At 65.6% G+C, this 12,785-nt stretch carries 12 protein-coding genes; 9 read left to right on the forward strand and 3 right to left on the reverse strand.

Going from position 1 to position 12,785, the window contains the following annotated elements; genetic code table 11:
* Positions 1 to 250 precede the first annotated feature (250 nt).
* The 9 genes from IVB36_RS09790 to gmk all read left to right on the forward strand — a co-directional run bounded on the left by IVB36_RS09790 (position 251) and on the right by gmk (position 8,954).
* Positions 251 to 955: a TetR/AcrR family transcriptional regulator C-terminal domain-containing protein gene (locus IVB36_RS09790; RefSeq protein ID WP_247368408.1), complete on the forward strand. Its 705-nt coding sequence runs from the start codon at positions 251 to 253 to the stop codon at positions 953 to 955.
* A 3-nt stretch (positions 956 to 958) separates the two neighbouring features.
* Positions 959 to 1,984 carry a fatty acid desaturase family protein gene (locus IVB36_RS09795; RefSeq protein ID WP_247391386.1) on the forward strand — a complete coding sequence of 342 codons (1,026 nt, stop codon included), beginning with the start codon at positions 959 to 961 and terminating at the stop codon, positions 1,982 to 1,984.
* Between the two features lie 187 nt (positions 1,985 to 2,171).
* Entirely contained in the window at positions 2,172 to 3,131 is a 960-nt protein-coding gene (gene fabD, locus IVB36_RS09800; RefSeq protein WP_026233738.1) for an ACP S-malonyltransferase, read from the forward strand.
* A gap of 102 nt (positions 3,132 to 3,233) precedes the next feature.
* Complete coding sequence (gene fabG, locus IVB36_RS09805; protein WP_026233737.1) at positions 3,234 to 3,971, forward strand: 3-oxoacyl-[acyl-carrier-protein] reductase; 738 nt, start codon at positions 3,234 to 3,236, stop codon at positions 3,969 to 3,971.
* 307 nt (positions 3,972 to 4,278) lie between these two features.
* Positions 4,279 to 4,518 (forward strand): acyl carrier protein, encoded by a 240-nt coding sequence (locus IVB36_RS09810; RefSeq protein WP_006020277.1) that lies wholly within the window; start codon positions 4,279 to 4,281, stop codon positions 4,516 to 4,518.
* A 108-nt stretch (positions 4,519 to 4,626) separates the two neighbouring features.
* Entirely contained in the window at positions 4,627 to 5,892 is a 1,266-nt protein-coding gene (gene fabF / locus IVB36_RS09815; RefSeq protein WP_026233736.1) for a beta-ketoacyl-ACP synthase II, read from the forward strand.
* Between the two features lie 125 nt (positions 5,893 to 6,017).
* Complete coding sequence (gene mltG / locus IVB36_RS09820; RefSeq protein ID WP_247391388.1) at positions 6,018 to 7,289, forward strand: endolytic transglycosylase MltG; 1,272 nt, start codon at positions 6,018 to 6,020, stop codon at positions 7,287 to 7,289.
* A gap of 114 nt (positions 7,290 to 7,403) precedes the next feature.
* On the forward strand, positions 7,404 to 8,291 hold the full coding sequence (locus IVB36_RS09825; RefSeq protein WP_247391390.1) for a YicC/YloC family endoribonuclease: 888 nt from the start codon (positions 7,404 to 7,406) through the stop codon (positions 8,289 to 8,291).
* A gap of 3 nt (positions 8,292 to 8,294) precedes the next feature.
* On the forward strand, positions 8,295 to 8,954 hold the full coding sequence (gene gmk / locus IVB36_RS09830; protein ID WP_247391392.1) for a guanylate kinase: 660 nt from the start codon (positions 8,295 to 8,297) through the stop codon (positions 8,952 to 8,954).
* Here the strand turns inward: gmk and IVB36_RS09835 are convergent.
* The 3 genes from IVB36_RS09835 to IVB36_RS09845 all read right to left on the reverse strand — a co-directional run bounded on the left by IVB36_RS09835 (position 8,887) and on the right by IVB36_RS09845 (position 12,113).
* Entirely contained in the window at positions 8,887 to 10,098 is a 1,212-nt protein-coding gene (locus IVB36_RS09835) for a hypothetical protein (RefSeq protein WP_247391394.1), read from the reverse strand. The two genes, gmk and IVB36_RS09835, sit on opposite strands and share 68 nt — an antisense overlap.
* A gap of 151 nt (positions 10,099 to 10,249) precedes the next feature.
* Entirely contained in the window at positions 10,250 to 10,738 is a 489-nt protein-coding gene (locus IVB36_RS09840) for a hypothetical protein (protein ID WP_204510992.1), read from the reverse strand.
* Positions 10,739 to 10,766: 28 nt separating this feature from the next.
* Positions 10,767 to 12,113 carry a caspase family protein gene (locus IVB36_RS09845; RefSeq protein ID WP_247338060.1) on the reverse strand — a complete coding sequence of 449 codons (1,347 nt, stop codon included), beginning with the start codon at positions 12,111 to 12,113 and terminating at the stop codon, positions 10,767 to 10,769.
* Between the last annotated feature and the right edge of the window lie 672 nt (positions 12,114 to 12,785).

A 12,785-nucleotide genomic window follows, 5' to 3' on the forward strand; every position in this document is an offset into this window, starting at 1 on the left:
ACACGGGACGACGGGCCGACTGGCCCTGCCACACCAAAATCACAAATGATTTGCTGAGACCGTCCGTTCAGCTCCCGGCCGGGGTCTGCGGATGGGCGCCTTATACGGATTTCGGCTGACTTGGCAAGGTTGCAGGCGCCGTTTCGGCGCGGGGATCGCATGCGGGCGGCCGGATCCGCCGCCGACCATCATACCGGCTTGATTTGTTTGTTTGTATATCATACAAATAAATCAACCGGAGCGAACTCCAATGGCAGAAAAGCCGGCCCACGAGCCCCTCAAGGAGGCAGGCGATCCCAAACACGCCGCCCGCGCCACGCGGTCGGCCGGCCGCAAAATGCGCTCGCTGCTGCTTGATGCCGCGAGCCCGCTGTTTCGGGAGCGGGGGCTGTCGGGTACGGCGATCACCGACATCGCGGCCGCTGCGAACGCGTTCCCGAGCCAGATCACCTATTATTTCCGTACCAAGGAGGCGCTGTTCGTCGAATGCGCCTGCCGCGAGCTGCTGTATCTGGCGCGGGCGACCGAGCAGGCGGCGCTGAAGGCGCGCGCGCCGCGGGATTATACCCACGCGCTGGCCGAGACCGTGACGACGAGCGATTCGGTGGCCTTCTTCGCCGAGGCGCTGACGCTGACGCGGCGGCGCCAGGATCTCGCGCCGCTGGTCGAGCGCACCATCGAGCGCCTGCACAGTGAAGGTGCGCGGGCCTATGCGAGCCAGGTCGCGCGGCACGGCTGGCGCTCCCTGCGCGCGCCCGACGAGAGTTCGCGGCGGTTCTGGGCCGTCGCCATCGGCGTCATCCTTGAGGGCTACGCCATGGGCCGTTCGCCCGAGGCGCTGTGCGCCGAGATGCTGCGCGTGCTGGGCGAACAGGCGAAATCCTCTGATGACACTGCGCGGCTGCGCCTCGTCGACGCGCGCGACGCATCGAGCAATTCGAATGAGGAGGATTAGGCCATGACTGCGCTTCACATGCGTGCCCGCGATTTCCTGACCGACGAGCAACTTGCCGACGTGCGCCGGCGCGTGACCTGGAAAGGCGTCGCGCTGATCGCGCACGCCTGGGCGCTCATCATCGCGGCAATCGCCTTGGTCGCGTGGTGGCCCAATCCGATCACTTATGTGCTCGCCGTTGCCATCATCGGCTCGCGCCAGCTCGGGCTCGCGATCCTCATGCATGACGGCGCGCATGGCTGCCTGTCCCCCGACGAGAAGACCAATCTGACCCTAAGCCAGTGGTTCTGCGCCTATCCTCTGTTTGCGGAGACGCGCAGCTATCGGCGCTATCACCTTCAGCACCATGCGCGCACCCAGCAGGAGGACGATCCCGATCTCGTGCTGTCGGCGCCGTTTCCGATCACGAAGCTGAGCTATCGCCGCAAGTTCATTCGCGACCTCACCGGGCAGACCGGCTACCAGCAGCGCAAGGCGCAATTGCTCAACGCGCTCGGGCCGAAGGACTGGCCATCGCGGCAGCGCGCGGCGCATTTGTGGGAGAAGCTTGGCCCGCAATGTCTGGTCAATGGCGCGATGTTCGCAGCGCTCACGGCGGCCGGCGTGTGGTGGGCCTATCCGCTGCTATGGCTGCTGCCGCTCCTGACCTGGATGATGGTCATCACCCGCATCCGCAACATCGCAGAGCACGCGGTCGTACCTGACAGCAACGATCCCCTGCGCAATACCCGCACCACCTATGCCAATTTCCTCGAGCGCTTGTTCATCGCGCCGTACTACGTGAACTACCACCTCGAACATCATCTCCTGTTCTACGTGCCCTGCTACAATCTGCCGAAGGTGCACCGCTTGCTGAGTGAGAGCCGGCATGCGGGCCGGATGGAGGTGCAACCGAGTTACGCCGCCGTGCTGCGGCTTGCGACCGCGAAGCCGAACCGCGATGACCGGCCGGGGCAATTGGTCAACAGCGCGCGCCGCGCGCAGGCGGGGTCCGAGGTCGATGCCAACCAGACGGCTGGCGGATTCTAGGAACCCGTCACTCCGGTTGAAGGCTGCCAGTCGAAGGCTGATCGAAGTTCCCATCTTGGCTTGACATTCCGGCCCCGGACAGTGTCTACGGCCCCCTTTGGAGCTTGATCCGGAACCATGGCCTAAGGCCGCGCGTCATCGGCTGCCGGTTCTCGCAGAGATCACGCCCGACAAGCAGGGAGCGCCGATGACGGCAGCATTCACATTTCCGGGGCAGGGTTCCCAGGCGGTCGGCATGGGCAAGGCCCTGGCCGATGCCTTTCCGGTGGCGCGCGCCGTGTTCGACGAGGTCGATGCCGCGCTGGGGGAGAAGCTGACGGCGACCATCTGGGATGGTCCGGCTGAAACCCTCCAGCTCACCCAAAACGCCCAGCCGGCCCTGATGGCGGTGTCTATCGCCACCCTGCGGGTGCTGGAGGCCGAAGCCGGGTTTTCCGTGCGGCGGGATGCGGCCTTCGTCGCCGGCCACTCGCTCGGCGAATATTCGGCGCTGGCCGCGGCCGACAGCCTGACGATTTCCGACACGGCGCGGCTGCTTCGCATCCGCGGTCTCGCAATGCAAAAAGCTGTGCCGGTCGGCGTCGGTGCGATGGCCGCTCTGCTCGGCCTCGACTACGAGGCCGCCGTGGCGGTGGCGGAGGAGGCCGCTCAGGGAGAGGTCTGCCAAGCCGCCAACGACAATGGCGGCGGGCAAGTGGTCGTCTCCGGCGACAAGGCTGCGGTCGATCGCGCCGTCGAGATCGCCAAAACCAAGGGCGCTAAGCGAGCAATGCTGCTGCCGGTGTCCGCACCGTTCCATTGCAAACTGATGCAGCCGGCTGCCGACGCAATGGCGGAGGCGCTGGCCGGGGTCACGATCAAGGCGCCGGCCGCCCCGCTGGTGTCGAATGTGCTGGCGAGCGCGATCACCGATCCCGACGAGATCCGCCGGCGCCTGGTCGAGCAGGTCACCGGCACTGTGCGGTGGCGCGAGTCGGTTGCCTATATGGCGGGGCAGGGCGTCACCCGTTTCTTTGAGATCGGTGCCGGCAAGGTGCTGACGGGCCTGGTCAAGCGTATCGCAGACGGTGCCGTCGGCGTTGCGGTCGGCGGTCCCAACGACATTGCTGCTGCCAAAGATGCATTGGCTGCTGCCAAGCAGGCCTGAAGCGCGATAATTCGTCGTCGCGCGCGAGTTCTACAGTTGACGCACGACCCTTTCGGAAAACCGCTGCGCGCGTTTCCGGATCGTGCCTTGGAGGAGTTATCGATGTTCGATCTGACTGGCAAAAAGGCGCTCGTCACCGGCGCAACCGGCGGCATCGGCGGCGCGATCGCGCAGGCGCTGCACGCGCAGGGCGCCACCGTCGCGATATCGGGGACGCGCAAGGAAGTGCTGGATGAGCTTGCAGGCAAGCTCGGCGAGCGCACCCATGTGCTGCCCTGCAATCTCTCCAAAGTCGAGGAGGTCGAAGCGCTGGTGCCCGGTGCGGAGGCGGCGATGGGACAGGTCGACATCCTCGTCGCCAATGCCGGCATCACGCGCGACAATCTCTTCGTGCAGCTCCGTGACGAAGACTGGGAGGAGGTCATCAACATCAATTTGACCTCGACCTTCCGGCTTGCCCGCGCCGCAACCAAATTGATGATGCGCAAGCGCTTCGGCCGCATCATCGCCATCACTTCGGTGGTCGGCGTCACCGGCAACCCGGGGCAGGGCAATTATACTGCGTCGAAGGCAGGCCTGATCGGGATGATCAAGACGCTGGGTGCCGAATACGCCAAGCGCGGCGTCACCGCGAACTGCATCGCTCCCGGCTTCATCAAGACCCCGATGACCGATGCGCTCAACGACAAGCAGCGCGAAACGATTCTGACCAAGGTTCCGGCCAATCGCCTGGGGACGCCAGAGGACATCGCGGCGGCCGCCGTCTACCTGAGTTCGAACGAAGCGGCCTATGTCACCGGCCAAACCATCCACGTCAACGGCGGCATGGCCATGATCTGACGCCTCATGCCGCACCGCCCCTTGGGCAGCCGAATGCGGCAAACGGCCGTTTCCGGAGCGAAATGAGGCTTGTAGTCAACGCAATTGAAGTATGATAACCGGACCTTCAACGGATGGGCAAAGAACGCCATTGCAGGTTTTTGAAACCCTGTATATTGGCGATGCGGAGCCTTGGCCGTCATTCGCCGGGCCTGCATCGGTTAGGATGGGGCCAGATCAAAGTTCGTAAGCGAAGGCAGTCAACGACCACGACGGCTCGTATCGTCCCGGGGGGTCGGGTCTACAGGGAACAACACGAGGTTATGCAATGAGTGAGATTGGCGAGCGGGTTAAGAAGATCGTGGTCGAACACCTTGGTGTTGAACCCGAGAAGGTTGTCGACGCTGCGAGCTTCATCGACGACCTCGGCGCCGACAGTCTGGACACCGTCGAGCTGGTGATGGCGTTCGAAGAGGAATTCGGTTGCGAGATTCCGGACGATGCCGCGGAAACGATTCTCACCGTCGGCGACGCCACCAAGTTTCTCGAGAAGAACGCGAAGAGCTAACGCTCTTCATTTTCGCGGGGACAACATTGAAACCGGACGGACCGCCCAACAGCGGTCAGCCGGTTTCTTGTTATTGGCCGTGAATCTTTCGATGCGGAGTTTTCGGACATGAGGCGGGTTGTCGTTACGGGTCTTGGCATGGTTTCGCCACTCGGCTGCGGAGTCGAGCCGACCTGGAAGCGCATCCTCGACGGCGAAAGCGGCGCACGCAAAATCGAGAGCTTCGATGTCTCCGATCTTCAGACCAAGATCGGCTGCACGGTCGTGCGCGGCGACGGCACCAACGACACTTTCAATCCCGACATCTGGATGGAGCCGAAGGACCAGCGCAAGGTCGACGACTTCATCATCTTCGGCATGGCCGCAGCCGGCCAGGCGCTCGACGATGCCAACTGGCATCCCGAGACCGAAGAGGATAAATGCGCCACCGGCACCATGATTGGATCCGGCATCGGCGGCCTCAACGGTATCGCCGAGACTGCGGTCCTGCTGAAGGAACGCGGGCCGCGCCGGGTCTCGCCGTTCTTCATTCCGGGCCGCCTGATCAATCTCGCCTCCGGTTATGTCTCGATCAAGCATGGGCTGAAGGGGCCGAACCATTCGGTGGTCACGGCCTGCTCGACCGGCGCTCACGCGGTCGGCGATGCCGCCCGCCTGATCGCGCTCGGCGATGCCGACGTCATGGTTGCGGGCGGCGCGGAATCGCCGATCGGCCGCATCGGCATTGCCGGCTTCAACGCCGCGCGTGCGCTCTCGACAGCCTTCAACGAAACGCCTGAGAAGGCCTCGCGTCCCTACGACAAGGACCGGGACGGCTTCGTGATGGGCGAGGGCGCCGGCGTTCTGGTCCTGGAAGAGCTCGAACACGCCGAGCGCCGCGGCGCGAAGATCTATGCCGAGGTGATCGGCTACGGTCTCTCGGGCGATGCCTACCACATCACCTCGCCGTCACCCGACGGCGACGGTGGCTTCCGCAGCATGGCGGCAGCGCTCAAGCGCGCCGGCCTCACCGCGTCCGATCTCGACTACATCAATGCGCACGGCACCTCGACACCGCTCGGTGACGAGATCGAGCTCGGTGCGGTCGAGCGTCTGCTCGGCAATGCCGCTTCCAAGGTCGCGATGTCCTCGACCAAATCGTCGACCGGTCACCTTCTGGGTGCGGCTGGCGCGATCGAGGCGATCTTCGCCATTCTCGCGATTCGCGATAATGTCGTGCCACCGACCATCAACTTGGACAATCCATCGGTCGAGACTGCGATCGATCTCGTGCCGCACAAGGCGAAGAAGCGCGAGGTCAACGTCGCGTTGTCGAATTCTTTCGGTTTTGGCGGTACCAACGCATCGGTGATCTTCCGGCGTCCGGTCCAATAGTTTGTGTTTGCGACGAATCCACCGTTTTGCCGTATTCGGCGATAGTCATACAAGTGGGCGCGTGTACTTGGCCAGACAAGCGATTGTCGGGTCGCATTTGAACCGGCAGGATTCAGGTTGCTTCGATGAGTGAAAGGCCGCCCATTTCGCCCCGGAGCCCGCGGGCAGCGCTCGAGCCCGAGCAGGTCCCGCCGCCGCCGAAGCGATCGGACCGCGCGCGCAATCCGTTCGTGATCGTCGGCAACGCCATCATCACCCTGCTGCTGATTGCAATGATCGGTGCGGGCGGCGTGTACTATTACGGCCGGCAGGTGCTCGAGGCGCCGGGACCGCTGAAGGAAGACAAGATCGTCAACATCCCGCAGCGCGCCGGCAAGCGCGACATCGCCGAGACGCTGAACCGGGAAGGCGTGACCGACGTCAATCCGTGGGCGTTCATTGCCAGCGTCGCTGCGTTGAAGGCGAGCTCGGACCTCAAGCCCGGTGAATACTCGTTCCAGAAGAACGCGTCCTTGCGCGACGTCATTGCCACAATCGTCGAGGGCAAGGTGGTGCAGCATGCCGTGACGATTCCGGAGGGCCTCACCTCCGAGCAGATCGTGGCGCGCCTGTCCGACAACGACATCTTCACCGGCAGCGTGCGTGAGCTGCCGCGCGAAGGCACGCTGCTGCCCGAGACCTACAAGTTCCCGCGCGGCACCCCGCGCGATCAGGTGATCCAGCGCATGCAGCAGGCGCACAAGCGCGTGCTGACCGAGATCTGGGAGCGCCGCAATCAGGACATTCCGGTCAAGAGTCCGGAGCAACTGGTGACGCTGGCCTCGATCGTCGAGAAAGAGACCGGCAAGCCTGACGAGCGCAGCCGTGTCGCCGCGGTGTTCGTCAATCGCCTGAAGCAGAGGATCAAGCTGCAGTCCGATCCCACGATCATCTATGGCCTCGTCGGCGGCAAGGGCACGCTCGGCCGTCCGATCAAGCGCAGCGAGATCACGCAGCCTTCGCCCTACAACACCTATGTCATCGAGGGCCTGCCGCCGGGCCCGATCTCCAACCCCGGCCGCGCCTCGCTCGAGGCTGCCGCCAACCCGGCCCGTACCCGCGACCTCTATTTCGTCGCGGATGGTACCGGCGGGCATTCCTTTACCGAGACCTACGACGCGCACCAGAAGAACGTCGCCAAGCTGCGCGCCATGGAAAAGCAGATCCAGAACGACACGGTCGAGCCGGCCGAGGACGCGCAGCCGCCGGCCGGCGCCGCGCCCGGCGCCGCCGACACGCCGACGGCGACGACGCCCAAGCCGAACCAGCAGAAGAAGCCGCCGGCTGCTCGCCCTGCCAATCCCGCGCCGGCCCGGCAGGGCGCGGTGCAGCCGTCGCCGCCGGTCATCCAGCGCTAATCCCGCGCAGACCTGCCTACGGGTCTTTGCGGATTCCACTTTCCGGCAAAATAGTCTTAAGATTCGCGCGGCCGATGGGCCCGCGAATCCCGTGTTTCTGGAGAATTTGATCTGATGGCGCTGTCGTCCATGACCGGCTTTGCCCGAAGCCACGGCGCTAGCGGGCCGTACACGTTCGAATGGGAATTGAAGTCGGTCAACGCCAAGGGCTTCGACCTCAGGGTGCGGTTGCCGCAGGGGTTTGACGAGCTCGAGGCCCATGCCAAGAAGCGCGCCGGCGAGCTGTTGTCGCGCGGCACCGTCTACGCCAATCTCACCGTCAAGCGCGCCAATGCCGCGGCCTCAGTCCGCGTCAACGAGGACGTGCTCAATGCGGTGCTGAAGGCGGCCGCGCTGATCGCCGGCAAGGTCGACGCGGTGGCGCCGAGCGTCGACGGCCTGCTCGCCATCAAGGGTGTCGTCGAGGTCGCCGAGCCCGAGGGCGACGAGGAGGAGGACAAGGCGGCGCGCGCTGCCGCGGCCGAAGCTTTCGACAGGGCGCTCGACGAACTCGTCGCGATGCGCAAGCGCGAGGGGACTTCGCTCGGTCAGATCCTGACCCAGCGGGTGGACGAGGTCGAGGCTCTGGCCAAGAAGGCCGAGGCCGCGCCGGGCCGCAAGCCGGAGGCGATCAAGGCGAGGCTCGCCGAGCAGATCGCCACGCTGCTCGATACGTCCGATCGTTTCGATTCCGACCGCCTGATGCAGGAAGCGATCCTGATCGCGACCAGGGCCGATATCCGCGAGGAGCTCGATCGGATCGCCTCGCACGTCGCGCAGGCCCGCGAGCTGATCGGCAAGGGCGGCCCGATCGGGCGCAAGCTCGACTTCCTGGCGCAGGAGTTTCACCGCGAGGTCAACACCTGCTGCTCGAAGTCGAACGACATCGAGCTTACCAATACCGGGCTCGCGATGAAGAACGTGGTCGAGCAGTTCCGCGAGCAGGTCCAGAATCTGGAGTGATCGATGACGATGGGCGGTCACGTTACTGACGGAGTCGAGCGGCGCGGATTGATGTTCGTGCTGTCCTCGCCATCGGGCGCGGGCAAGACGACGCTGTCCCGTCTGCTGCTCGACCGGGAGCCCGGTTTGAGGATGTCAGTGTCGGCGACCACGCGTCCGATGCGGCCGGGAGAGGTCGAGGGACGCGACTATTTCTTCGTCGACAAGCGCAGGTTCGAGACGATGGTGGAGCAAGGCGAATTGCTCGAATGGGCCACTGTGTTTGACAATCTCTACGGGACGCCACGAGCGCCGGTGGAGGCGGCACTGTCGGCCGGGCAGGATGTGCTTTTCGATATCGACTGGCAGGGCACACAGCAACTGCACCAGAAAGCCAGCGCCGACGTGGTTCGCGTCTTCATCCTGCCGCCGTCGGCGGCCGATCTCGAGAAGCGGCTGCATTCGCGCGCGCAGGATTCCGACGAGGTGATCCGCAAGCGCATGAGCCGCGCCAGCCACGAGATGAGCCACTGGGCCGAGTACGATTACATCGTGATCAACCACGAAGTCGACGAAGCCTTCGCCGAGGTGCAATCGATTCTGAAGGCCGAACGCCTCAAGCGCGAGCGGCGGATCGGCCTCGTGGGCTTCGTGCGAGGTCTGCAAGGTCAACTTCAAGGCTAGTAGGCTGCGTCAGCCGCGGCCCGTCCTTCGCCAACCGTTCCAGCATCGTCGTGATCACGTCGATGTCGATGGCGTTCTCGACTCCCGCGTCGTCATGGCCGGCCGGCTCTTCGTCATTCACGTCGTTGGCCGCGAGCTGCGGTGCGGCCTCGATCTGGAATTCTCCGTTGAAGATATCGGCCTCGTCGAGCTCTGCGGCCTCGACGTGGACCTGGTCTTGCGCTTGCGGGGCGAGCTCGTCGATCACATCGATCTCGCGATCGATCGCGGCGAGCTGCGCGGTCTTGAGCTGGGTTGACTGCGGACGCAGGGCATCGAAATCCACCGGGCGGGGCTGCCGAGCGTGCGGCGCGCCGGCGGGCGCAGCGTTGAGCCAGGGTGCACGGCCATCGTCGTGATCGTGCGGCTCAAAATTGTCCCAGTTGACGCGGCGCTGGTCGGCGGCCTGGACGCGCATGCGTCCACCGGCGAAGCGGTAGATGACGCTGGCGAGGATGCCGGCAAGCGCCAGCGCGCCGCCGATCACGAGCAGCAGCATCTGGAGCGAGCCGGTCTGCTTGTCGGCGGTGCTGTCTGTCGCCGCCAGAGCCATCGGAGCCGGGGACTTCGCCGGCTTCGCGGTCGGCTGCGCGGCGGCCGCGACAGGTGCAGGCGACGGCTGCTCTGTGCGCGCGGCGGACGCCGTGGAGGCGTCGGGCCAGCGCCCGGCGACGGCGGGCTGCTGTGCGTTGGCGTCAGCGGAGGGGTTCGCAGCTTGCTGCGTCCGCGCCGGTCCCGCCTGTGCAGGCGTCTTCACGGCGGCGATGCTCTGCGGCGTCAGATATTCGGCGCGCGCGTCCTCGACCGAGTGCTGCTGCGGCACGGCTGAATCCGCTGCAGGCGTATCGGGCGCAGTCTGTGCGGTTTGGGTGGCCTTGCCGCCTTCGGCTCGCAGATACCAGCACTGCCGCTTGGTCGCGCGCTCGAGGCGATAATGCCAATGCTGGCCCTGCGGCGCGGCGCCCTTTGGCGAGCCAAGGCAGTCGCTCGCGGCATTTGCCGTGCTCGGTGGCGTCAATGCATTCTGCGACACGGCGGCAAGTGGCGCGCCGGCAATGATGCTGCCTACGAGGGCAGATAAGAATTTTGCGGTGCGGTTGCCCATCCTGGTCTCCCGATTACGCATGACGCAACTCGTTACCTTCCCTTTGTCGTCAAAGACTTGGGTGGCAATGAGCCGCAAATCCGGAGAGGATGTGGCCTGAATCGGGCTTGCGCGGCGTTCGTTCCCCCCGCGAAACCGGACTTGTTCGCTGCTATTGCTTGGTCGAAGTCCAGGTTCCGCCGCAGCCGTCCGAGCGGCGGAAGGAACCGGAGCCGCTGCGGGCAGCGAGGCGGCCCGAGCCGGTAAAGGTCACGCCATCGCCTTGACCGAACGTGCTGACCGCGCCGCTCGCGCTGACGGTACCCGTGACGCCTTGGCCTATGACCTTGCCCGAGGAGACCACGACCGCGCCGGACGTGGTGCCGCCGCAGCCGACGCTGACGACCATCCAGGCGCCGTCGAAACTCCCGCCACCGCCTCCACCACCGCGTCGCGAGGAGCTGCGCGGCTCCTCGGCGGGCTTGCTGCGACGCGCCGAGGGGGCCGGCTCGGCGGAACGATCCGACCGCGAGCCGGACAGCGACTTCTCGTCATTGCCGATCGAGCCGCCGGCGCTGCCGGACTGCGCAACGGCGGACGGTGGAGCGCCGACGGCGGACAGGAAGACGGTCAGGGCAATCGCAGGGATGATGGCGCGCATGAGTAAAAATCCAGAATGAAAAATCGTATCAGCGGCCGGAGCCGTCGGCACAGACGGAACCGATGATGCGGCAAGCTTTGCCAGCCTTGCCGCATTCGTCAAGCGCGGCATCTTTCGCGCGCTGCACGCTGTCGCGCTGGACCAGCGACCAGGATTTGTCGGAGATCGCGAACGCGCCGCAGCGGTTGCCATAGAAAGACAGCTCGATCGGACATTTGGCGCCGGCGCAATTGCCGCGCGCATCCGCCACCGCCGCGCGCCGCGAGGCGTGGCTCCAGGAGATGCCCCATTTGCTGCCGTCGGGGCCGTAGACGATCGAGCCCCATGGCTTCAGGTCCTCCATCTTGCGCATCCGCAGCAGCAGGCCCTCGGTGGCTTCGCCCGTCGGCGCCATGGAAATCCGTTGCTGGAGCTTCGTGATCGCGCGGGTCAATCCGTCAGGGCTGTCAGGATCGAAATTGAGCTCGTAGAGCCGCTCGCTGAGTTCGCTCAGCAGGGCGGCATCGCGCAACGGGACGCGGTCTGGATCGGCGCGCAGCCGATCCGCCGGCAGCGGATCGGGCTGCATCGCTGCGACCTGCGGCGGCGCGGTTTGCGTGGGGGCGACGAAATAGAAGGTGCCGTCGATCGGCGAGGACGACACCCAGGGCTGCTGCGCGCCGGACGTGGCGCGCTTCACCGCGAGGCCGACCTGGTTGAAGGTCTGGAACACGTCGAGGCCCGCGGTCCGGACCGTCGCGGCCAAGGCCTTGGTGTAGGGGCTGTGGCCGTCGCTGCCGTCCTGGGCGACGTTGCCGGGTTGGGTTGCGTAGGAGATCAGCGTGCCCTCGGGCGCGCGCATCTGCGCGAGGCCGCCATCGGAGGCGCGCAGGCCGCGTGAGCCGAAGGGGTTGTTGCGGCAGGCGTCCAGGATCACGAGGTTGAGGCGCGTGCCCGATCCCTGCATCTGGCGCAGCACGAGGTTGACATCGGTCATCTGGAAGTCGACGTCGGCCTCGCGGGTCGGATTGGCGCCGACCGGCACGAGATAGTTGGCGCCCGAGACCTGCACGCCGTGGCCGGCATAATAGAACAGCGCGACGTCGGCGCCCTGCACCTGCCGGCCAAAGCTCTGCACCGCCAGATCCATCGCGCCCTTGTCAAGATCGAGTTGGGCGCGGCCTCCGACCAGCGTAAAGCCGAGCAGGCCAAGCGTGTCCGCCATCAGGCTCGCGTCCTTGGATGGATTGTCGAGCGGCGTGATGTTCTTGTAGGCGGAGTTGCCGACCACGAGCGCGATGCGCTTCTCGGCCGATGCCGGGTGCGTTGCGACGACGAGCAGGGCTGCGACCAGCATCGCCAGCCCCGGGACGCGATTGAAAATCCTCGCGCGCATCAAAATTCCCCAAACAATATCGCCATTCTACCAGCTCGAGGCGCGGGCGAAAAGCGGTGCGACCGTGTGTACAGCGTTGGCCGGTCGCGCCGGGGAGGGCGCACGCTTGCGCGTTCCCGCGGCAGATTCTGCCCGAACCTTGCTGCCGTTCATCGCCCAACTGGAGGCCAAAGGGCGCAGGGAAGGCCGGGCGCCGGCGGCACCCGTTGGTCCGTGCGCTACAGGAATGCACACGGGGTGGACCGATAGGGTAGCCGATCGCCCGGCCTTCCCTGCGCGGATGGTTTTAACGGTGTCCTTCGTGCTCTCCCCGGGGAGCGATGCACTATTGCCCCCGTCGCCTGGCCGATCGCTGATGCGCGCGCCCGGTCGGGCCGCCACATCACCGCGAGGCTTGACGCACAGACCCCGGGCGTCAGGACCACACGACTTCTCCGTCCGCGGACGGTCCGGCCGAAATCATCGAGGGCTTGCGTGTGCTCACCCCCGATGACCGACAAGCCCGCTCTCTAGCGCCGTGTCGTACGCGTCGCGCGAGGACTCACGGTTGCCCGCCCTGTCGTCACGCCGCCCGCGCCGTCGCTGCCGCGTCCACCGCCACCCGGCCCGCATGTCGTGACGGTCGCGAACGCCCCTTTGGCAGGGCCAGGATGACGGGCGTATGCCACAAAT

The organism is Bradyrhizobium sp. 35 (genome assembly GCF_023073215.1).
In the GTDB taxonomy this organism is placed as follows: Bacteria; Pseudomonadota; Alphaproteobacteria; order Rhizobiales; family Xanthobacteraceae; genus Bradyrhizobium; species Bradyrhizobium canariense_D.